This window comes from Labilithrix sp., from assembly GCA_019637155.1.
GTDB lineage: Bacteria > Myxococcota_A > Polyangia > Polyangiales > Polyangiaceae > Labilithrix.
On the sequence record JAHBWE010000013.1, the window covers coordinates 238,489 to 258,966 of the forward strand.

Below are 20,478 nucleotides of genomic sequence, written 5' to 3' on the forward strand. Positions count from 1 at the left end.
CCGCCCGCAGCTTGCGCGTCACCCCTTCGTCCGGCGGTTTCGGGCGCTCCGTCTTGGACATCGAACCCCGCGATCCTAGCAAGCCGGCGCCTCACGGATCGCGATCGATCCGAACGGCACGCGCAAAATCCCGCGAAATTGGGTCGTCCTGAAGGTGGGTGGATGTGGCACGACAGCTGCTCGACCCGGCGGACATGAAGCTCCTTCCTCTCGCTTTCGTCGCCGGTTGCCTCTCGGCGGTCACATGCCTGTCCGGCTGCTCTGCCCAGACGTCGGAGGAGGACGTCGGCGACTCGACGTCGGACCTCACCGCCGGACAGGACGCGGTCGTGGCCGTCGATCACTTGAACCTGCGCGGCGGTCCGTCGACGGACCACGCCGTCCTCGCCGTCATGGTCGGCGGCGAACGCGTGCGCGTGCGCGGCGGCAACGAGAACGGCTTCGTCCCCGTCACGTACGACGGCATCGAGGGCTGGGCCTACGAGGAGTACCTCCGCGCGACGGGCGCGCCTGCGCCGATCGGATCGCTCGCCGACGCCGTCGCAGAGCTCGCGAGCGAGGCGCCGCGGCGATCGCCCGGCACCGAGCTCGGCATCGCGGTGATGAACCTGTCGACCGGCGAGTACGCGGGCGCCGGTGACGACGTGCGCCACGTCTCGGCGAGCTCGGCCAAGGTGATGTGGGTCGCGGCCGCGATGCGCGCGGGCGCCGGCGTCGGCGACATCGCGGGGCCGATCTTCCAGAGCTCGGACAACCACCTCTCCGGCACCGCGATCGATCGCGCGGGCGGCATCGACGCGGTCAACGAGACGTACTGGAACGTCTTCGGGATGGACAAGAGCATCACCGCGAACTGGAGCTTCGGCGCGCGCCGCGTCGCGCGCGAGCAGGGGCTCCTCGGCGGCGACAACTACTTCACGCCGCGCAACGTGATCACGTTCCTCTCGAAGCTCGACGCGGGCGAGCTCCTCGGCGATCGCACCGACGAGCTCGAGACGTACATGACGTGGTCGCCGCGGAGCGGGTGGGGCGGCTGGATGGGTACGCTCCTCCCCGCGAACGCGCGCGCGTCGATGATGCACAAGGCCGGCTGGCTCCCGCCGCCCGACTACGCGCAGTACAGCACGCTCAACGACGTCGGCATCGTCCAGGTGCCGGGCGGCGATCGCTACGCGATCGCGCTCCTCGCGCGCTACGGCCGCAACTACGGCGCCGAGGCGAGCATGGTCGAGCGAGCGTCGTGCGTCGTCTACCGGACGATCGCGAACGACGCCTCGCTCGGCTGCCGCGACTGAGCGGAGCGGATCAGAACTGGTGCTTCTCGGTCGAGTCCTCGAGCGCGAGGGTCGACGCCTTGCCGCCGGAGATCACCTCCGCGACCTGATCGAAGTAGCCGGTGCCGACCTCGCGCTGGTGGCGCGTGGCGGTGTACCCGACCTTCTCCGCGGCGAACTCCGCCTGCTGGAGCTCGGAGTACGCCGCCATCCCGGCGTCCTTGTATTTCCGCGCGAGCTCGAACATCCCGAAGTTCAGCGCGTGGAAGCCGGCGAGGGTGACGAACTGGAACTTGTAGCCCATCGCGCCGAGCTCGCGCTGGAACTTGGCGATCGTCGCGTCGTCGAGGTGCTTCTTCCAGTTGAAGCTCGGCGAGCAGTTGTACGCGAGCATCTTGTTCGGGAACTCCTTCCGGATCCCCTCCGCGAACTTCTTCGCCTGCGCGAGGTCGGGCGTCGACGTCTCGCACCAGACGAGGTCCGCGTACGGCGCGTAGGCGAGGCCGCGCGCGATCGCGGTGTCGACGCCGCTCTTGATGCGGAAGAAGCCCTCCGCCGTGCGCTCGCCCTTCTGGATGAAGGGGTGGTCGCGCTCGTCGACGTCGCTCGTGAGGAGCTTCGCGCTGTCGGCGTCGGTGCGGGCGACGAGGAGGGTGGGGACGCCGGCGACGTCGGCGGCGAGCCGCGCGGCGGTGAGGGTGCGGAGGAACGCGGAGGTCGGGATGAGGACCTTGCCGCCCATGTGCCCGCACTTCTTCTCGCTCGCGAGCTGGTCCTCGAAGTGAACGCCCGCCGCGCCGGCCTCGATCATGCCCTTCATGAGCTCGTACGCGTTGAGGGGGCCGCCGAAGCCGGCCTCGGCGTCGGCCATGATCGGCGCGAGCCAGTAGCGCTGCGCCTTGCCCTCGGCGTGCTCGATCTGATCGGCGCGGAGGAGCGCGTCGTTGATCTTCTTCACGACCTTCGGGACCGAGTCCGCGGGGTAGAGGCTCTGGTCGGGGTACATCTGGCCGGCGCTGTTCGCGTCGGCGGCGACCTGCCAGCCCGAGAGGTAGATCGCCTCGAGGCCGGCGCGCACCTGCTGCACCGCCATGTTGCCGGTGAGGGCGCCGAGGGCGGCGACGTAGTCGCGTTCGTGGAGGAGCTTCCACAGCCGCTCGGCGCCGAGGCGCGCGAGCGTGTAGTCGATCTTGAACGAGCCGCGGAGCTTCGCGACGTCCGCGTCGGTGTAGTTGCGCTTGATGCCCGCCCAGCGCGCCTCGCGCTCGGCCGAGATGGGTTCGTGCAGTTCAACGGTGCGGGCTGCGCTCATCGGGCATTCTCCTGGGTGGTCACGAGCTCGTAGGCGGGGAGGGTCAAGAACTCCTCGAAGCGAGGAGCGAGGGTGAGGCGCACGAAGAGGTCGCGCGCTTCGGCGAGCTTGGGGCGGCCGGAGCCGTCGAGCTTCGGCGTCTCTTCGGACACGACCGTCTCGAAGCGCGCTGCGTCGACGACGGAGCCGTCGGCGAGGGGGGCGGCGTGGTGGATCCATTGCCAGACCTGCGCGCGCGCGATCTCCGCCGTCGCGGCGTCCTCCATGAGGTCGTAGATCGGGACGCAGCCCTGACCGCGGAGCCAGGCCTCGAGGTAGAGGATGCCGACGCGCACGTTGTGGCGGAGGCCCTCCTCCGTGCGCGTGCCCTCGTGCGGCCGGAGCAGGTCTTCGCGCGTCACCTTCGCGGCGATGCGTTTGTCGAGCTGGTTCTTCGCCGGCATGTGCTCGTCGAAGATCGCCTTCGCGATCGGGACGAGGCCCGGGTGCGCGACCCAGGTGCCGTCGTGGCCCTTCGTCACCTCGCGGAGCTTGTCGGCCTTCACCTTCGCGAGCGCGGCCTCGTTCTTCGCCGGATCGTTCTTGATCGGGATCTGCGCGGCCATGCCGCCCATCGCGTGCACGCCGCGGCGGTGGCACGTCTCGATCAGGAGCGTGACGTAGGCGTCGAGGAACGCCTTGTCCATCGTGACCTGACCGCGGTCGGGGAGGAGCGCCGACTCGTCGTTCGCGCGCTTCTTGATGAAGCTGAAGATGTAGTCCCAGCGCCCGCAGTTGAGGCCGGCGGAGTGCTCGCGGAGCTCGTAGAGGATCTCGTCCATCTCGAACGCGGCCGGCAGCGTCTCGATGAGGCAGGTGCCCTTGATCGTGCCGCGCGGGATCCCGAGCTTGTCTTGCGCGTGATTGAAGACGTCGTTCCAGAGCCGCGCCTCGAGGTGGCTCTCCATCTTCGGGAGGTAGAAGAACGGGCCGAGGCCGCGCGCGATCTGCTCCTTCGCGTTGTGGAAGAAGAAGAGACCGAAGTCGACGAGCGCGCCGGGCGCGATCTCGCCGTCGACCTGGACGTGCTTCTCGGGGAGGTGCCAGCCGCGGGGGCGGACGAAGAGGATCGCCGTCGCGTCGTTCAGCGCGTAGCGCTTCTCGCCTTGCTGGAAGGTGATCGTGCGGCGGACCGCGTCGAAGAGGTTCTTCTGTCCTTCGATCAGGTTCGACCACGTCGGCGTGGTCGCGTCCTCGAAGTCCGCCATGAAGACGCTCGCGCCGGAGTTCAGCGCGTTGATGATCATCTTCCGATCGACCGGCCCCGTGATCTCGACGCGGCGATCGAGGAGGACGGCCGGCTCGGGCGCGCACGTCCAGTCGCCGGCGCGCACGCTCGCGGTCTCGGGGAGGAAGTCGGGGAGGGCCCCGCCGTCGAAGGCCTTCTGCCGCTCGGCGCGGCGAGCGAGCAGCTCCTTCACGCGGGGGCGGAACGTCCGGACGAGGTCCGCGACGAAGGCGAGGGCGGCGTCGGTCAGGATCCCTTCCTGGCCGTCGACGTGAGCTCCTGAGAGGGTGATGGGCGCCGTCATGATGCGACGTGTTAGACCTTGCTGGTAATAGGCTTTGCAGTCAAGATGTGGAGTGCACGGGCCAAGAAACAGGCGTTTTAGGTTGTCAATGACAACCTGTAAGGTTGTAACAGTATGTCAATGACACGGCCGCCACAGGCGCTCGCGACCGAGACCAAGACGCCACTGCGTCAAACCAGCGAGGCTCCGAAATTCGGCGCGAAAGTGCGGGCGTTGCGGCGGCGTGAAGGGCTGTCGCAGGTGCAGCTCGCGGACAAGATCGGGATCTCGCCGAGCTACCTCAACCTGATCGAGAACAACCGCCGGCCCCTCCCGGCGAACCTCCTCATCAAGCTCGCGCAGCTCTTCTCGGTCGACGTCCACTCGTTCGCGACCGACGAGGACGCGCGCCTGATGAGCGATCTCACGGAGGCGTTCGCGGATCCCATCTTCGAGGACCACGACCTCACCTCGGTCGACCTCCGCGAGATGGCGGCGGCGAGCCCGAGCGCGGCGCGCGCGGTGCTCACGCTCTACCGCGCGTACCAGGCGAGCCGCGCGCAGGCGGACGATCTCTCCTCGCGCCTCTCCGACGGCGAGGAGGCCGCGCCCGCGGCGGCGCACCTCCCGAGCGAGGAGGTGACCGATCTCATCCAGCGCGCGTCGAACCACTTCCCCGAGCTCGAGGCGGCGGCGGAGCAGATCGCGGCGCGGGCGAAGCTCGGGCTCGACGATCTCTACGCCGGGCTCGTCCGCTACCTCGACAAGCAGCTCGGTACGCAGGTGCAGATCGCGCGGTGGGGCTCGGAGCGCGGCGTCCTTCGCCGCTTCGATCCGAACCGCAACGTGCTCGTGCTCTCGGAGCTCCTGCCCACGCGCAGCCGCACGTTCCAGCTCGCGCACCAGATCGCGGTGATGACGCAGGGCGCGGTGATGGACCGGATCACGGCCGACGCGCGCCTCACGACCGAGGAGTCGCGCGGGCTCGCGCGCGTGACGCTCGCGAACTACTTCGCCGGCGCGATGCTCATGCCGTACGCGCCGTTCCTCGAGGCGGCGAAGCAGGAGCGCTACGACATCGACGTGCTCGGGCGTCGCTTCCGCGTCGGCTTCGAACAGGTCTGTCATCGCTTGACGACGCTGCGGCGACCCGGGGCGGAGGGCGTGCCGTTCCACATGATGCGGATCGACGTGGCGGGGAACATCTCGAAGCGCTTCAGCGCCTCGGGGATCCGGTTCGCGCGGTTCTCCGGCGCGTGCCCGCGCTGGAACGTGTTCAGCGCGTTCCTCACGCCGGGCATGATCCGCATCCAGGTGTCGCGGATGCCGGACGGCAACGTGTTCTTCTGCCTCGCGCGCACGATCCAGAAGGACTCCGGCGGCTATCACGCGCAGCATCCCGTCCAGGCGATCGGGCTCGGCTGCCGGGTCGAGTACGCGCGTGAGCTCGTGTATTCGGACGGCATCGACGTCACGAGCGTCGACACGTGCGTGCCGGTCGGCGTCACGTGCCGGCTGTGCGAGCGCACCGACTGCGAGCAGCGCGCGTTGCCGTCGCTCCGCGTGCCGCTCCGGGTCGATCAGAACGTGCGCGGCGTGTCGCTCTATGCGCCGATCCAGCCACGGTAAAATGGGCCTTGCGCCGGGATGATGCGCCGTCGATGATGACGCGGACATGTCTCGGACTTCGGCGGCCAAAGTCGGGCGCTGGCTAGCAGGAAAAGAGAGACGCGACGAAGCGGTCGCCCTCCTCTGTGCGTGGGCGGCGAACGGGCCGAACGACAAGGAGGGGCAGGAGCTCCTTGCGGAGGCGTTCCGTCTCGATCCGGGGTCGCAGCTCGCGCAGCTCGCGTTCGAGCGCATGGAAGGCATCGCGGCGAAGGACCACGCGCCGCTCGAGCAAGCGATCGCGACGTGGACCGCCGACGAGATCGCGAAGCTCGAGAAGCAGATCGTCCGCCCGAACTTCATTCGCGCGCAGGTCGGCTTCAACAACAACGTCAAGTACAACGGCCTCGTCTTCCACATCCAGACGGAGGACTCCGGCCTCGACAAGCCGCACATCATCACGCACCTCTTCGCGGACGGCGGCCGCATCATCAAGAGCCACAAGCGCATCTACGCGAGCGAGGTGAAGCGCGACGACGTCGCGAAGTTCGTGCGCGCGCTGATGAAGGGCCAGCACATGGAGATGGCCCTCATGCTGCGCGAGGGCAAGTTCGACGAGGTCATCGCCGGCCGCGCGATCGGCGGCATGCACACGCTGGAGGAGCCGCCGCGCACGGCGGAGAAGCTCGCGACGAAGAAGGAGGAGCGCGTCGAGGCCGCGCCGGCCGCGCGCTCGATCCCGCCGCCCGCGCCTCCGCCGCCGGTCGCGGACACGTCGGAGCTCTCGCGCCTCGTCGCGCAGGCGCCGGTGCAGAAGTCGTATTTCCGCCTCAACGTCGTGCGCAGCCTCACCGGCGGTCCGGCGTTCTACGAGCCGAAGGGCGAGAACGCGGTCATCGGGCGGCTGGGGCCGATCTCGCTCGAGGCGGAGCGCTTCTGCCATCCGCGCGAGGCGGAGATCAACTGGAAGCAGGGGCGCATCTGGCTGAACGATCTCGAGGAGGGCAACGGCGTCTTCTTGCGCATTCGCCAGCCGGTCGAGCTCGAGATCGGCGACGAGTTCATGGTCGGCGATCAGGTGCTCCTCATCGAGCGCAACCCCGAGCCGAACGACGGCCCGGGTCCGGGCCCGACGTACTTCTACTCGTCGCCGAAGTGGCCTTCGTCGTTCCGCGTCGTGCAGCTCTTCGAGGGCGGCGCGAAGGGCGCGTGCGTCGTCGCGCGCGGGACGACGATGCAGATCGGCTCCGCGATCGGCGACTTCGTGTTCACCGCGGATCCGCTCGTCGAGGATCAGCACTGCCTCGTCGAAGAGCAGGCCGGCTCGATCGTCCTCTCGGACCTCGGCTCGCGCACCGGCGTCTTCGTCCGCATCAAGGGCGAACAGGAGCTCGTCGCCGGCGACGAAATCATCGTCGGCCGCACGCGCATGCAGCTCGAGGCGCTGCAGGTTTAGGGGCTTCGCCCCTAAGACCCCACCCCGGAACACGACCCGCCGAAGCGGCGGGCGCTACGCGCCGCTGTGGCGGTCGCATTCCGGGGCCCCGTTCGCGGAGCACGAGCCGTCGAAGCGGTGGGCGGTACGCGCTGTTGTGGCGGTCGCTTTCCGGGGGCCGTTCGCGGAGCACGAGTCGCCGGAGGGGTGGGCGCTACGCGCTGCTGTGGCGGTCGCTTTCCGGGGGCCGTTCGCGGAACATGAGCCGCCGAAGGGGCGGGCGGTACGCGCTGCTGTGGCGGTCGCATTCCGGGGGCCCGTTCGGAGCACGAGCCGCCGGAGGGGACCCGTTCGCGGCTCTCAAAGCTCGGCGACGATCTCCTTCGGGATGGCGAGGGTCGACTGGAAGTCCTTGTTGAGGGGGTCCATGTCGTCGAGGGCGGGGAGCATCGAGGTGACGTCGGTGACGGTGCCGCTCGCGTTGCGCTTGATCTTGATCCATGGGGTCGCCATCCACTCGCGCGGGAAGCCGCGGCGGAGGTTCGCCTCCGAGACCATGTGCGGCTTGCGCGCGCCGCCCTCGTTGTCCGGGCGGTACCAGTTGTTGTGGTAGATCCAGACGACGCCGTCGCGATCGGTGTGGCCGATGAAGCCGACGTGCTGATCGCCGGGGTTGCTCGAGTGGATGCTCATGCCCGCGAGCAGCGTGCCGGCGGGGATGTGACCGCCGTAGATCGTGTTCAGCTTCGCGATGAACTCGGCCTTCTTCTGCGGCATCTTGTAGGTCGCGCCGCCTCCGCTGCGGACGTCGGCGATGAGGTTGCGGACGCCCTCCTGGTCGTAGCTCGTGATGCCCGCGAGGAAGAGCACCTTCGACACGTTGGTCGCGCACATGCGGGCCTTCGGGAAGCGCGGGTAGTCGTCCTGCACGCCGCCCCAGTAGGTCGAGGCGCGCATGATGTTCTGGCCGGTGCGAGTGAGGAGGTCGAAGCGGAGGTTCGGGTCGATGCGGGTCCGCGCGACGGCGGAGAGCTCCGCGTTCGTCACCGTGGTGACCGGCTCCTCGACGCTCTCGACATCCTCGTCGTCGCCGGTGTCCGTCGCGCAGCCGGCGAGGGCAGGCGCGGCCGCGAGGGCGAGACCGAGAAGGAGCGTGAGGCGGCGAAGCGATGGGGCGATCATGCCTACCTTGGCGCACATCGTGTGCCGCGCAGAACACGGCGCTAATTGCGCAAAACTACACGCTCACGGGGGTAAAACCTACCTGTAGGTGAGGGTGCGATGATCCATGACGGCGGTCTGACCCGCTATCGTGGCAGCGGGGCGTCATGAAGAAGGGCCACGTCGCAGAGCCGGGCAGCGTGCTCGGGGACAAGTACCGGATCGTGCGGACGCTCGGGACCGGCGGCATGGGCGTCGTGTACGAGGCTCGACACATCGAGCTCGGGCAGCGCGTGGCGCTGAAGCTCCTTCAGAACGTCGACGACGAAGAGCACGTCCACCGCTTCCTCCGCGAGGCGCGCGCGTCCGTTCGCCTGAAGAGCGACCACGCCGCGAAGGTCGTCGACGTCGGGCGCCTCGAGTCCGGCGCGCCGTACATGGTGATGGAGCTGCTCGCCGGCACGGACCTCGGCGAGCTCTGCGCGGCGCGGCCGCTGCCTGCGCCGCTCGCCGTCGCGTACGTCCTTCAGGCTTGCGAGGCCGTCGCCGAAGCGCACGCCCTCGGCATCGTGCATCGCGACCTGAAGCCGTCCAACCTGTTCCTCACCGAGCGCGCCGACGGACAGCCCCTCATCAAGGTGCTCGACTTCGGCATCGCGAAGATGATCCGGCACGAGGGGAGCGACAAGCTGACCGGGACCGGCGCCGTCATGGGCTCGCCGAGGTACATGTCGCCGGAGCAGCTGCGCTCCTCGCGCGACGTCGATCAACGGACGGACATCTGGTCGCTCGGCGTCTGCCTCTACGAGCTCGTCAGCGGGCAGACGCCGTTCCAGGCGTCGGCCGTGCCGGAGCTCTACGTGCTCGTCCTCAGGGATCCGCCGATCCCGATCCAGCGATGGCGGCCCGATCTGTCGCCCGGTCTCGTCGCGACGATCATGAAGTGCCTCGAGAAGGACCCCGCGCGCCGCTTCTCGTCGGTGTTCGAGCTCGCGAGCGCGCTCGAGCCGTTCGCGCTCGACGACGCGCGCGGATCCGCGGCTCGGATCTCACGCGTCCTCGCGAAGACCGGACGGTCGGATCCGCCGCCGTCGATCGAGCAGGCCATCCTCGCGGCCGAGAGCGCCCCGAGCGTGGCGACCAGCGCCGCGCGCGTGGAGCCCACCGTCGTCGTGCCGCGCCGCGGCCGCGGCTGGCTCCTCGCGAGCACCTTCGCGGTCACGACGATCGCCGGCCTCGGCGCCGGCGCGTTCTTCCTCCGAGCCTCGTGGGGCCGCACCCCGCCGAGCGCGACACCGAGCGCGTCGGTCGCGTCGGTCGCGTCCGCGGCGCACGTCCCGAACGACGCGCTCGGCGTGGCGCCTCCGCCCTCCGAGGTGCCGGCGCCGCCGGCGGTCGCCGTCGCGTCCGTGTCCGCGTCCGCGCCGCCGATGACGCCGACCCCGCAGCACCCGCACCCGCACTCCGTCACGAGCGCCGGCCGCACCGCCGCTCGTTCGTCCGCGCCGTCGAGCCCCGCCCCCACCCCCGCGCCGGCGCCCCCACCGTCGTCCCGGCTCAAGACGAACTTCGAGTAGCGCCGCAGGCGTGTAGCATCATCGCGTGGGGTCTCCTCTGCGCCGGCTCGCCATCGCGGTGCTCGCCATCGCGGTCGTGTCGCCGGCGAGCGCCCGCGCGAGCGACGACGCGCGCAAGCAGGAGGCGCAGGAGCATTTCCAGCGCGGCGTGAAGAGCTTCGGCGCGCAGCAGTGGGACGCCGCGCTCGCGGAGTTCCTGCGATCGCGCGAGCTCTATCCGACGCGCTCGGCGACGTACGACGCGGCGCTCTGCTTGAAGCAGCTCGGCCGCTACGACGAGGCGCTCGAGATGTTCGAGACGCTTTTGAGGTCTTTCCCGAATCTCCCGGAAGAGGACAAACGCGAGGCGCAGCGTGACCTCGTCGAGCTTCGCGCGCACGTCGGCGCGGTCGACGTGCAGCAGGCCGAGCCCGGCGCGGCGATCCTCGTCGACGGGCGCGATCGCGGCGTCTGGCCTCCCGCCGCGCCGCTCCGCGTCCTCGTCGGCTCGCACGTCGTGCGCGTCTTCAGGGAGGGGTTCCTCCCGTTCGAGAAGCGCGTCGAGGTCGCGAGCGGGCAGACGGTGGAGGTCGTCGCGTCGCTTCGCCGGCTCGACGCGTTCGGGAAGCTGCGCGTCGCCGAGCAGAGCGGGCGCACGCTCGACGTCATCGTCGACGGCGTCGTCGTCGGCAAGACGCCGTGGGAAGGGCCGCTCTCGCTCGGGCCGCACACGGTGTTCTTGCGCGGGGAAGGGGACCTCGGGACGCAGCCCGTCAGCGTGCCGGTGGAGCGCGACAAGACCGTGCCGGTGACGCTCAACGCCGAGCCGCTCGACTCGGTGCTGCGCGTCGAGCCCGAGCCGCGCGGCGCGAGCGTCGCGATCGACGGCGTCGTCGTCGGACGCGGCGTCTGGGAAGGGCGACTGCGGGCGAGCCCTCACCGCCTCGAGGTCGCGTCGGAGGGCTTCATGGTCCAGGCCCGCGACGTGGCGACGACGAGCGGGCAGCGCGCGGTCGTCGCCGTGCCGCTCGAGCGCGACACGACCTCGCCGATGTGGCGCGCGGTGGTGCCGCCGCGCGTGGTGTTCGACGCGGACGCGGGGCTCGCGCTCGGTCCGTCGCTCGGCGGAGACCTCGTCGGCTCGTGCGACGGCGCGTGCAGCCGCGCGCTCGCGACCGGCGCGGCGGTGCGCGCGCACGGCGGCTACGAATTCAGCTCCGGGATCGGGATCGGCCTCGGCGCGGGCTACGTGAACGTGCGCCAGAGCGTCGAGCAGCAGCCGGCGCGCCTCCAGCCGGTGGGGCTGCCGAGCGCGGAGGGCGCGGCGGAGAACCGCGTCGTCCTCTCGGGCGCCACGCTCGGCGGCGCGGCGTGGCTCCATCGCGGCGCGCGCTTTCCGCTCCTCGTGCGCCTCGACTCGGGCATCCTCCTCGGCTCGGTGCGGGCCGCGCGGTCCGGCACCTTCGCCGCGAGCGGCGGCGCGGCCTCGGCCTCGCCGGCGGAGGAGTCGGCGACCGCGAGTTACGTGTACATTGCACCCGAGGCGCGGGTCGGCTGGCGGTTCTTGCCGCGCTTCGAGGCGAGCTTCGGCGTGCAGGCGATGGTGCTCCTCGCGCTCTCCGTCCCGGAGTGGAAGGACGAGCGACGGACGCACGCGCCGCCGCTGGGGCTCGCGACGTACGGCGCGCAGAAGCTGACTGGCTCGGTGATCGCGCTCGCCGCGCCGAGCCTCGGGCTGCGATGGGACTTTTGAGGCCGGCGGGACGATTCGGCGGGACGATGCGGCGGGACGATTCGGCGGGACGATGAAGACAGCACGAACCAACACGGCGAAGGTCTGGGCGGCGATCGTGTGCGCCGTCGCGGCCGCGTGCACGACGCGGCCGGGCGACACCGAGCGCGCCCCCGCGCCCCCGCCCGCTTCGGAAGGTGTGGCTCCGGAAGGTGTGGCTCCGGAAGGTGTGGCTCCGGAAGGTGTGGCTCCGGAAGGTGTGGCGCCGAAAGGTGTGGCGCCGGAAGGTGTGGCGCCGGAAGGTGCGGTCTCGAAAGGTGTCGCGACGGCGCTCGATCTCCCGTCGGTGATGCGGCGCGCGCATTTCCGGTTCCGGCCCGACGGCGCCGGCTTCGTCGCGCGCCAGTCCGCGTACGAGGCGCGCGTCGACGCGGCGGGCGCGCTCTCCGTCGCGGCGCGCGGAACGCCGCTCGTGCTGTCGACGACGATCGCGTCAGCGCCGGCATCGGCGTCGGCGTCGGCATCAGCATCGGCGCCGGCATCAGCGTCGGCGCCGGCATCGGCGTCGGCGCCGGTTTCGCGCGAGGGCGAGGGCGAGGGCGAGGGTGCGGCCCGCGTCGCCGTCGATGGCGGCGTCGCGATCGCGCGCGGCGTGTGTGTGACCGAACACGCGGTCGGGACCGACGGCGGCGTCGAGCAGAGCTGGGTCTTCGACTGCGCTCCCGCCGCGGAGGGCGACGTCGTCGTGCGCGTCGCGGCGAGCGGAGCCGTGTTCGCCTCGAGCGACGAGCGCGGCCTCCTCTTCCGCGACGGCGGCGCGGGGATCCGGTACGGCGCCGCGACGTGGATCGACGCGCGCGGCGTCCGCACGCCCGTGCGACCGGAGTGGGCCGACGGCACGATCACGCTGCGCGTGCCCGCGGACGTCGTCCGTCGCTCCACCTTCCCGGCGACGCTCGACCCGCTCGTCGGTCCCGAGCTCGATCTCGACGAGCCCTTCGTCGTCCGCGTGCCTTCCACGCAAGAACACGCTTCCATCGCCTTCGACGGTAGAAACTATTTCGTCGTATGGGACGATCTCCGCAACGGCGACTGGGACGTCTACGGCGCGCGCATCGATCCGGCGTCGGGTCAGGTGCTGGCCGCCGACGCGAGCGGCGTCCCGGTCGCGGTGACGGGCGGGAGCCAGCAGCTCCCCGCCGTCGCGTCGAACGGCACGGACTTCTTCGTCGTCTGGCAGGACTCGCGCGACGGGAGCGCGAAGACCTACGGCGCGCGCGTGACGGGGGCGACGGGGCAGGTCGTCGCCGCGGACGCGGGCGGCTTCGCGCTCGGCGGAGGTGGGTTCACGCAGCGCTCGCCGCACGTGGCGTGGGACGGCGCGCGCTACTTCGTCGTCTGGGAGGACGGGCGCAACCCGAGCGCCGACGTGTTCGGCGTCCGCGTGGGCACGGACGGAGCTCCGCTCGCCGCCGACGCGAACGGGATCGCGATCGCGACCGCGGCGCCGTCGGCCCAGACGCGCCCTCGCGTCGCGTGCGACGGGACGAGGTGCCTCGTCGTGTGGACCGACAACCGCGCGGGCGCGGGCAACCTCGACGTCCTCGGCGCGCGCGTCGTCGCGGCGACGGGCGAGGTCGTGGACGCCGAGGCGTCGCCGCTCCCCGTCGCGACGGGAGCGGGCTCGCAGACGACGCCGTCGATCGCTTACGACTCCGTGCGCGGCGCCTACCTCGTCGCGTGGGACGACTTCACCGCGGGACCGGAGCCCGACATCCGCGGCCGGCGGATCGATCGCGCGACCGGCGCGTCCCTCGACCCGACGCCGATCGCGATCGCCACCGGCGCGCAGGCGCAGCGCGGCTCGGCGGTGGCGTTCGACGGCACGCGCTTCCTCGTGACGTGGACGAACGCGGTGCCGCCGGCGACGATCTTCGGCGCGCTCATAGGCGGCGACGGCGCGCGCATCACGCCGGCGGCGCAAGGCGTCCCGATCGGCGCCGCGACGGTGCTCGAAACGGGCAGCGCGGTCGCGGGCGGGAGCGCGGGCTTCTACGTCGCGTGGAGCGAGCAGAGCTCGACCGCGCCGTCGGACATCCACGGCACGCGCGTCGATCCGACGACGGCGGCGCCGCGCGACGAGCCGCGCAACGTCATCACCGGCCACGCGAACGCGGAGCTCGCGCCCGCGGTCGCGAGCGACGGCACCGACTACTTCGTCGTCTGGGAGGACTGGCGGAACGCGTCGCCTGGCGACGTGTACGGCGTGCGCGTGCGCGCGAACGGGACGGTGCCGGTCGAGGATCAAGCCGGCGTCCTCGTCGCCGCGGCCTCGCCGCCCGGGAGCGCGTCGCCGCTCCGGCGCGTCCAGCCGGCGATCGCGTTCGGCGGAGGCACGTACCTCGTCGCGTGGACCGATCGCCGTCCGCCTTCGCCGCCGGACGGTGGCCTCGTCACCGCGGTGTACGCGCTCCGCGTCGATCCGTCGACGGGGCGGCCGGTGGCGGCGGACGGGACCGGCGTGCGCGTGAGCGGCGTCGTGGGGAGCGGCGTCCAGCAGACCGCGCCTGCGCTCGCGTTCACGGGCGGCACCTTCCTCGCGGCCTGGCGTGACGGCCGGAACGGCCCCGACAACGTGTACGCGCGGACCGTTCGCGTGGGCGCGAGCGCGCTCCAGCTCGGCGCCGAGGCGCGGATCGGGCTCGGCCCGAACGCGAGCACCGCGCCGAGCGTCGCCGGCGACGGCGCGCAGACGTTCTTGATCGCGTGGGAAGACTTCCGCGACGGCGTCCAGTTCCGGACGTACGCGGCGCGCGTGGACACCACCGGCAAGGTCCGCGACGGCGACGCGGGCGGCTTCGCGGTGTCGCAAGGGAACGCGAACCAGCTCGGCCCGAGCGCGGCGTGGAGCGGCTCGGAGTTCTTCGTCGCTTGGGAAGATCACCGGTCGCACGGCGCGGCCGGCGAGATCTACGGGCGGCGCGTGCCTTCGAGCGGCCCGCCGGCCGGCGCCGACGTCCCGATCGCCGCCGGCGCGTCCCGCCGCGAGACGCCGGCGGTGGTGGACGCGCGCGACGGAGCGCCGGGCGGAAACCTCGAGGTCGTCTGGCGCGAGGAGCGGAGCGGACAATGGGACGTCTTCGGCGCGCTCGTCCGCGGCGACGGCCTCGTGCGCGAGCCGAGCGCGCTCGGGATCGCGCTCGAGCGGGGCGACAAGTCGGCGCCCTCGATCGCCGCCGGCGCCAACGGCGAGATGCTCGTCGCGTATTCGCGCCTCGATCCGCTCTCGCCGTTCGGCGTCGCGCGCGCGCGGTCACGTGTCCTCTCCACCGGCCTGCGCGCGGGCGCGTGCACGAGCGACGCCGACTGCGCGACGCGCTTCTGCACCGACGGCGCGTGCTGCGACGATCGCTGCGACGCGCCGTGCCGCGCCTGCGGGACGGGCACGTGCGCGCTGGTGACGAGCGGGCAGGACGATCGCTGCAGCGGCATCAGCTCGTGCAGCGCGACGGGCGAGTGCCATCGCGCGAACGGCCAGCCGTGCCAAGCCGCGAGCGAGTGCGCGAGCGGCGTGTGCGATCGCGACGACGGCGTGTGCTGCGACCGCGCGTGCGACGGCGAGTGCAACACGTGCAAGTCGAAGGAGGCGCCCGGCACGTGCACGGCGCTCCTCGCCGGCACCGCGCCGGTGAACTGCGTCCCCTTCGCGTGCGACGGCAAGAGCGACCAATGCCCGACGTCGTGCGAGAGCGACATCGCGTGCGCGCGCCCGAACGTCTGCCTGCCGGGCGGGAGGTGCGAGCCGCTCACGGCGCCGACGTGCATCGACACGAAGACGATCAAGGCGCCGAGCGGCCTCGTGACCGACTGCACGCCCTACGCGTGCGCGGGCTCGAGCTGCGTGAACCCATGCAAGTCCGTCGCCGACTGCGTGACCGGCTTCGTCTGCGACGTCGACGGCAAGTGCGTCGAGCCCCCGCCGCAGGCCGACACAGGCGGCTGCACCTGCCGCGCCGCGCCGGCGGGCAGCGCCTCGCGCGCCGAGCTCGCGTGGCTCGCGGCGGCCCTCCTCACCGCGCTGCGCCGCAGTCGGCCGCGAGCGCGCGCTACCGGCGGGCGAGGCGGTGCATGATGGCGCGGCTCACGCTCGGGAGGAGGCCGCCGAGGCGGCCGAGGAGGGCGACGTCGGGTTGGGGGACGTGGTGGAGGCCGCGACCGTGGGCCGCCTTCCATACGACCTCGGCGACGTCGTCGGCGGTGAGCTTGACGCCGAAGCGGTCGAGCGTCTTCGAGCGGTGCGTCTGCGACGAGACCATCGGCGTGTCGACGTAGCTCGGCATCACGTCGCAGACGCGCACGCCGCGGGGGCGGAGCTCGATGTCGAGCGCCTCCGTGAGCGCGCGGACGGCGAACTTCGTCGCGGAGTACGCGGCGAGCTCGGGTTGCCCGTAGACGGCCGACGCGCTCGACATGTTCACGATCGCGCTCGAGCCGTGGGCCCGCGCCGTGCGCTCGAGGAGCGGCAGGCTCCGCTGGATCCCGAGGATGACGCCCATCACGTTCACCTCGAGCTGCTTCCGGCACTCCGCCGGCGCGACGTCCTCGAAGCGGCCCATCCGCAGGATGCCCGCGCAGTTGAAGAGGACGTCCATCCGGCCGTACGCGGACTCGAAGTCGGCGACGGCCGCGGTCCACGACTCCTCGTTCGCGACGTCGATGCGGCCGTGCGATGCGTTCGGGAGCGACTCCGCCGTCTTGCGCGCGCCCTCGACGTCGATGTCCCAGCACCCGACCGCGAAGCCGCGGCGGCCGAAGAGGAGCGCGCTCGCGCGGCCGATGCCCGAGGCCGCGCCTGTGACGAAGATCGACTTCATGCGCGCGAGCGTAGACGAGAGCCGTGCTAGCGTCCCCCGCCATGGCCGGCCGCTACGGAATGTCGTTCGCGAAGAAGCACATCGAAGACGGGGAGTACGAGGAGGCGGTCACGGCCGCGTCCGAGGCGATCGCGGGCGGCGACGCCGGCCCCGAGCCGCTCGTCGATCGCGCGACCGCGTACGACCTCCTCGAGCGACACGCCGAAGCGGTCGCCGACTTCGAGCAGGCGATCGCGAAGAACGTCGCGGAGAAGGAGCTCGACCCGTTCTTGCTCGACGACGCCTACTTCAGCGCCGCCCTCGCGTGCGCCCGCGCGGAGGCGAAGACCGACCTGAAGAAGGCGCTCGCGCGGCTCGATCGCTACCGCGAGGTCCTCCCCGAAGGCGCCCACGTCGCGGAGAGCCGCGACTGGCAGCGGCGCCTCAAGGGCGAGCTCCCGAGCCTCCTCGACAAGACGAAGGCGCTCGACTCCTGAGTCCGTGAAGGCCTACGCGCGACCAACGGTGAGGCGCGCGGTCATCGTGATGGTCTGCTCGCCCGTGCCGTGGCGCTCGCGCAGGCGGGCGAGGACGAAGCGCGCGGCGTCGGTCCAGGTCTCCGGGTCGACCGCGTTCTTGCGCAGGACGACGATCGCGTTCGTGCGTTGCATCGAGGTCCACATCGCCTCGACGTTCGGCGTGGTCTCGACGCGCTGCACGTCCGCGTGGCACACGACGTCGCGGAAGCCCGCCGCGCTCATCTCGGCGACGCACTCCGCCGGATCCGCGAGCGGCGGCTGGAACGCCGGCGCGCCCGGCGGCGGCGGGAAGCGCTCCGCCAGCGCGCCGAGCACCGTCGCGAGCACCGGCACCTCGGAGAGCGGCGCCCAGCTCGCCACGATCGCGGGCGCACCCGGCTTCAGCACGCGACGAAGCTCGCGGAACCCCTTGGCGCGATCGGGAAAGAACATCAGCCCGAACATCGAGAAGCCAGCGTCGAACGTCGCGTCCGCGTAGGGCAGCGCCATCCCGTCGCCGAGCGTCACATCGACGCCCGCCGCATGGGGAGAGTCCGCGCCCCGCGTCGCGGCGGGGGCGGGGACGCGGCGGCGAAGCTGCGTGAGCATTCCCTCCGATTGGTCGAGCGCCGACACGCGATGGCCTGCCTCGACCGCGATGCGCGTGAGCGCGCCGGCGCCGCACGCGACGTCGACGACGTGCGCCGGAGCGTCGAGCGCCGCGAGCGCGAGCGCCGTCCGCGCGAAGTGCTCGAACGACTCCGACAGCTCCGCGGCGTACGCCTCCGCGACGTCGTCCCACGCCTTCGGCTTCGCGAGCGGTGTTGTCATCGCGCGGGCCGTCGTTGTTTGTACAGGTTGATGAGGCCGTTGGTCGAGGCGTCGTGGGTCGTGACTGGGGCCTTCGATTCGAGCTCTGGGAGGATCGCGTTCGCGAGCTGCTTGCCGAGCTCCACGCCCCACTGGTCGAAGCTGTAGACGTTCCAGACGATGCCCTGGACGAAGATCTTGTGCTCGTAGGCCGCGATGAGCGCGCCGAGCGTCTTCGGTCCGAGCTTCTGCACCAGGATGCTGTTCGTGGGCCGGTTGCCGCTGAAGACCTTGTGCGGGAGCAAGGCCTCGAGCTTCGCCGGCTCGAGGGACGCGAGCTCCTTCCGCGCCTCGTCCGCCGTCTTGCCGCGCATCAGCGCCTCCGTCTGCGCGAAGAAGTTCGCGAGGAGGAGGTCGTGGTGCTTGCCGAGCGGGTTCAACGTCTCGATCGGCGCGATGAAGTCGCACGGGATGAGGCGCGTCCCCTGATGGATGAGCTGGTAGAACGCGTGCTGCCCGTTCGTGCCCGGCTCGCCCCAGATGATCGGGCCCGTCGTGTAGTTCCCCGCCTCGCGGATCGGCGTGCCGTCGCGCGTGACCCGCTTGCCGTTCGACTCCATGTCGCCCTGCTGGAAGTAGGCGGCGAAGCGGTGCAAGTACTGGTCGTAGGGGAGGATCGCCTGCGTCTCGGCGCCGAAGAAGTTCGCGTACCAGACGCCGTGGAGCGCGAGCAGCACCGGGATGTTCTCGTCGAGCGGCGCGGTCCGGAAGTGCTCGTCCATCTCGTGCGCGCCGGCGAGGAGCTCCTCGAACGCGTCCATCCCCACGCAGCAGGCGATCGAGAGGCCGATCGCGCTCCACAGCGAGTAGCGCCCGCCGACCCAGTCCCAGAACGGGAACATGTTCTCCGTGTCGATCCCGAACGCGGCGACCGCCTTCTCGTTGGTCGAGAGCGCGACGAAGTGCTTCGCGACCGCGCTCGCGTCCATCCCCGGCTGCTTCAAGAGCCAGTCGCGCGCGCTGTGCGCGTTCGCGAGCGTCTCCTGCGTCGTGAACGTCTTCGACGCGACGATGAAGAGCGTGCGCTCGGGATCGACGAGGCGCAGCGTCTCCGCGATGTGCGTGCCGTCGACGTTGGAGACGAAGTGCGCGTGGAGGTCGCGCTTCGAATAGTGCTTCAGCGCCTCCGTCACCATCACCGGCCCGAGGTCCGAGCCGCCGATGCCGATGTTGACGATGTGCTCGATCGTCTTGCCGGTGTGGCCCTTCCACTCGCCGCTCCGCAGCCGCTCCGTGAAGGAGCGCATCTTCGCGAGGACCGCGTTCACGTCCGGCATCACGTCCTTGCCGTCGACGAGGATCGGCCGGTTCGATCGGTTCCGCAGCGCGACGTGCAGCACCGCGCGGCCCTCGGTCCCGTTGATCTTCTCGCCCGCGAACATCTTGTCGCGCCAGCCCTCGACGTCGGCCTGCTTCGCGAGCGCGACGAGGAGGCGGAGCGTCTCGTCGGTCGTGCGGTGCTTCGAGTAGTCGAGGAAGATCCCGCACGCCTCGACGCTCATGCGATCGAAGCGCTCTGGGTCCTTCGCGAAGAGGTCGCGCATGTGCACGCGCGCCATCTCTTCCTTGTGCTTCGTGAGGGCTTGCCAGGCGGGAGTCGAGACGAGGGAGGACGCCATGCGCGCCAGCATATTTTCTCCGTGATAAGGTGCGCAAGCCGTGCCCGAGCTGTCGATCCGTTGCGAATCGCTGCGGAAAACCTACGACGACGACGAAGTGATCGCAGTGGCGGGCCTCGACCTCGAGGTGCGCGTCGGCGAGTGCTTCGGGCTCCTCGGCCCCAACGGCGCGGGGAAGACGACGACCTGCGAGATCCTCGAGGGGCTCCTCGCGCCGACGAGCGGCAAGGTCGAGATCCTCGGCAAGACCTGGGAGGCCGACGAGCGCTGGCTCCGCGAGCGCCTCGGCGTGTCGCTCCAGCAGACCCACCTCCCCGACAAGCTCACCGTGCGCGAGACGATCGAGCTCTTTCGCTCCTTCTTCGTCACCGGGCGCGACGTCGACGCCACGATCGACCTCGTCGCCCTCCGCGAGAAGGAGCACGCGAAGTACGACACGCTCTCGGGCGGGCAGCGGCAACGCCTCGCGGTCGCGTGCGCGCTGGTGGGGGACCCGAAGCTCCTCTTCCTCGACGAGCCGACGACGGGGCTCGATCCGCAGTCGCGCCGCATGCTCTGGGACGTCGTCCTCAAGTTCAAGGAGCAGGGCAACAGCGTGCTCTTGACCACGCACTACATGGACGAGGCGGAGCGCCTCTGCGATCGCGTCTGCGTCATCGACCACGGCAAGATGATCGCGCTCGGCACGCCGAAGGAGCTCATCGACTCGCTCGGCGGCAGCCAGATCGTCGAGCTCACGCTCGAGGGCGCTCGCACCGACGAGGACAACGACGCGATCGCGACGAGCATGGCGACGTTGCCCGGCGTCGTCGCGGCGCGCTTCTTCACCGGCCGCGTCGTCCTCACGGTCGAGCACCTCCACCTCGCGTTGCCCTCGGTCCTCGAGGCGCTGCGCGAGCGCGCGATCGTCCTCGCGCACCTCTCGACCCACCACGCGACGCTCGAGGACGTCTTCGTCACGCTGACGGGAAGGGCGCTGCGCGAGTGAGC

Annotated in this window: 14 protein-coding genes; 8 read left to right on the forward strand and 6 right to left on the reverse strand. The window is 71.1% G+C overall.

Annotated elements, in window-relative coordinates; all coding sequences use genetic code 11:
* The first annotated feature begins 194 nt into the window (after window positions 1-194).
* Window positions 195-1,295 (forward strand): SH3 domain-containing protein, encoded by a 1,101-nt coding sequence (locus tag KF837_27335; protein ID MBX3231065.1) that lies wholly within the window; start codon window positions 195-197, stop codon window positions 1,293-1,295.
* Window positions 1,296-1,305: 10 nt separating this feature from the next.
* On the opposite strand, the gene aceA is transcribed toward KF837_27335, so the two are convergent.
* Together aceA and aceB are read right to left on the reverse strand one after the other, a co-directional pair.
* On the reverse strand, window positions 1,306-2,586 hold the full coding sequence (aceA, locus tag KF837_27340; protein MBX3231066.1) for an isocitrate lyase: 1,281 nt from the start codon (window positions 2,584-2,586) through the stop codon (window positions 1,306-1,308).
* A complete protein-coding gene (gene aceB / locus KF837_27345) occupies window positions 2,583-4,157 on the reverse strand; it encodes a malate synthase A (protein ID MBX3231067.1) in 1,575 nt (524 codons plus the stop codon). Before aceB ends, aceA begins: the two co-directional genes overlap by 4 nt.
* Before the next feature lie 120 nt (window positions 4,158-4,277).
* On the opposite strand from aceB, the gene KF837_27350 reads away from it, so the two are divergent.
* Complete coding sequence (locus tag KF837_27350) at window positions 4,278-5,765, forward strand: DUF2083 domain-containing protein (protein ID MBX3231068.1); 1,488 nt, start codon at window positions 4,278-4,280, stop codon at window positions 5,763-5,765.
* Window positions 5,766-5,811: 46 nt separating this feature from the next.
* Entirely contained in the window at window positions 5,812-7,200 is a 1,389-nt protein-coding gene (locus tag KF837_27355; protein ID MBX3231069.1) for an FHA domain-containing protein, read from the forward strand.
* Window positions 7,201-7,539: 339 nt separating this feature from the next.
* Here the strand turns inward: KF837_27355 and KF837_27360 are convergent, their stop codons facing one another.
* Window positions 7,540-8,361, reverse strand: coding sequence for a hypothetical protein (locus tag KF837_27360; protein MBX3231070.1), 822 nt, complete (start codon window positions 8,359-8,361; stop codon window positions 7,540-7,542).
* A gap of 146 nt (window positions 8,362-8,507) precedes the next feature.
* On the opposite strand from KF837_27360, the gene KF837_27365 reads away from it, so the two are divergent.
* From KF837_27365 to KF837_27375, 3 genes are read left to right on the forward strand one after another with little or no spacing between them, the layout of a single operon-like run.
* Complete coding sequence (locus KF837_27365) at window positions 8,508-9,917, forward strand: serine/threonine protein kinase (protein MBX3231071.1); 1,410 nt, start codon at window positions 8,508-8,510, stop codon at window positions 9,915-9,917.
* A gap of 25 nt (window positions 9,918-9,942) precedes the next feature.
* On the forward strand, window positions 9,943-11,649 hold the full coding sequence (locus KF837_27370; protein MBX3231072.1) for a PEGA domain-containing protein: 1,707 nt from the start codon (window positions 9,943-9,945) through the stop codon (window positions 11,647-11,649).
* Window positions 11,650-11,701: 52 nt separating this feature from the next.
* The gene (locus tag KF837_27375; GenBank protein MBX3231073.1) at window positions 11,702-15,760 is read left to right on the forward strand and encodes a hypothetical protein; all 4,059 of its coding nucleotides are present in this window, start codon (window positions 11,702-11,704) and stop codon (window positions 15,758-15,760) included.
* On the opposite strand, the gene KF837_27380 is transcribed toward KF837_27375, so the two are convergent.
* Window positions 15,735-16,502 (reverse strand): SDR family oxidoreductase, encoded by a 768-nt coding sequence (locus KF837_27380; protein ID MBX3231074.1) that lies wholly within the window; start codon window positions 16,500-16,502, stop codon window positions 15,735-15,737. The two genes, KF837_27375 and KF837_27380, sit on opposite strands and share 26 nt — an antisense overlap.
* A 41-nt stretch (window positions 16,503-16,543) precedes the next feature.
* Here KF837_27380 and KF837_27385 point away from each other — a divergent pair, with 41 nt between their 5' ends.
* Complete coding sequence (locus KF837_27385) at window positions 16,544-16,978, forward strand: hypothetical protein (GenBank protein MBX3231075.1); 435 nt, start codon at window positions 16,544-16,546, stop codon at window positions 16,976-16,978.
* A 12-nt stretch (window positions 16,979-16,990) separates the two neighbouring features.
* Here KF837_27385 and KF837_27390 read toward each other — a convergent pair whose 3' ends face one another.
* Both KF837_27390 and pgi read right to left on the reverse strand, forming a co-directional pair.
* Window positions 16,991-17,830, reverse strand: a complete 840-nt coding sequence (locus KF837_27390) for a class I SAM-dependent methyltransferase (GenBank protein ID MBX3231076.1) — start codon at window positions 17,828-17,830, stop codon at window positions 16,991-16,993.
* Window positions 17,827-19,488 (reverse strand): glucose-6-phosphate isomerase, encoded by a 1,662-nt coding sequence (pgi, locus tag KF837_27395; protein ID MBX3231077.1) that lies wholly within the window; start codon window positions 19,486-19,488, stop codon window positions 17,827-17,829. The genes KF837_27390 and pgi overlap by 4 nt, the downstream gene beginning before the upstream one ends.
* A 40-nt stretch (window positions 19,489-19,528) precedes the next feature.
* On the opposite strand from pgi, the gene KF837_27400 reads away from it, so the two are divergent.
* On the forward strand, window positions 19,529-20,476 hold the full coding sequence (locus tag KF837_27400; protein MBX3231078.1) for an ABC transporter ATP-binding protein: 948 nt from the start codon (window positions 19,529-19,531) through the stop codon (window positions 20,474-20,476).
* Window positions 20,477-20,478 lie beyond the last annotated feature (2 nt).

What these genes read in the sequence shown, in the direction of transcription:
- KF837_27385 (MBX3231075.1), top strand. Translation starts at nt 16,544, where the DNA reads ATGGCCGGCCGCTACGGAATGTCGTTCGCGAAGAAGCACATCGAAGAC.
- KF837_27375 (MBX3231073.1), top strand. Translation starts at nt 11,702, where the DNA reads ATGAAGACAGCACGAACCAACACGGCGAAGGTCTGGGCGGCGATCGTG.
- KF837_27360 (MBX3231070.1), bottom strand. Translation starts at nt 8,361, where the DNA reads ATGATCGCCCCATCGCTTCGCCGCCTCACGCTCCTTCTCGGTCTCGCC.
- aceB (MBX3231067.1), bottom strand. Translation starts at nt 4,157, where the DNA reads ATGACGGCGCCCATCACCCTCTCAGGAGCTCACGTCGACGGCCAGGAA.
- KF837_27365 (MBX3231071.1), top strand. Translation starts at nt 8,508, where the DNA reads ATGAAGAAGGGCCACGTCGCAGAGCCGGGCAGCGTGCTCGGGGACAAG.
- KF837_27390 (MBX3231076.1), bottom strand. Translation starts at nt 17,830, where the DNA reads ATGACAACACCGCTCGCGAAGCCGAAGGCGTGGGACGACGTCGCGGAG.
- KF837_27350 (MBX3231068.1), top strand. Translation starts at nt 4,278, where the DNA reads ATGACACGGCCGCCACAGGCGCTCGCGACCGAGACCAAGACGCCACTG.
- KF837_27355 (MBX3231069.1), top strand. Translation starts at nt 5,812, where the DNA reads ATGTCTCGGACTTCGGCGGCCAAAGTCGGGCGCTGGCTAGCAGGAAAA.
- KF837_27335 (MBX3231065.1), top strand. Translation starts at nt 195, where the DNA reads ATGAAGCTCCTTCCTCTCGCTTTCGTCGCCGGTTGCCTCTCGGCGGTC.
- KF837_27380 (MBX3231074.1), bottom strand. Translation starts at nt 16,502, where the DNA reads ATGAAGTCGATCTTCGTCACAGGCGCGGCCTCGGGCATCGGCCGCGCG.
- aceA (MBX3231066.1), bottom strand. Translation starts at nt 2,586, where the DNA reads ATGAGCGCAGCCCGCACCGTTGAACTGCACGAACCCATCTCGGCCGAG.
- pgi (MBX3231077.1), bottom strand. Translation starts at nt 19,488, where the DNA reads ATGGCGTCCTCCCTCGTCTCGACTCCCGCCTGGCAAGCCCTCACGAAG.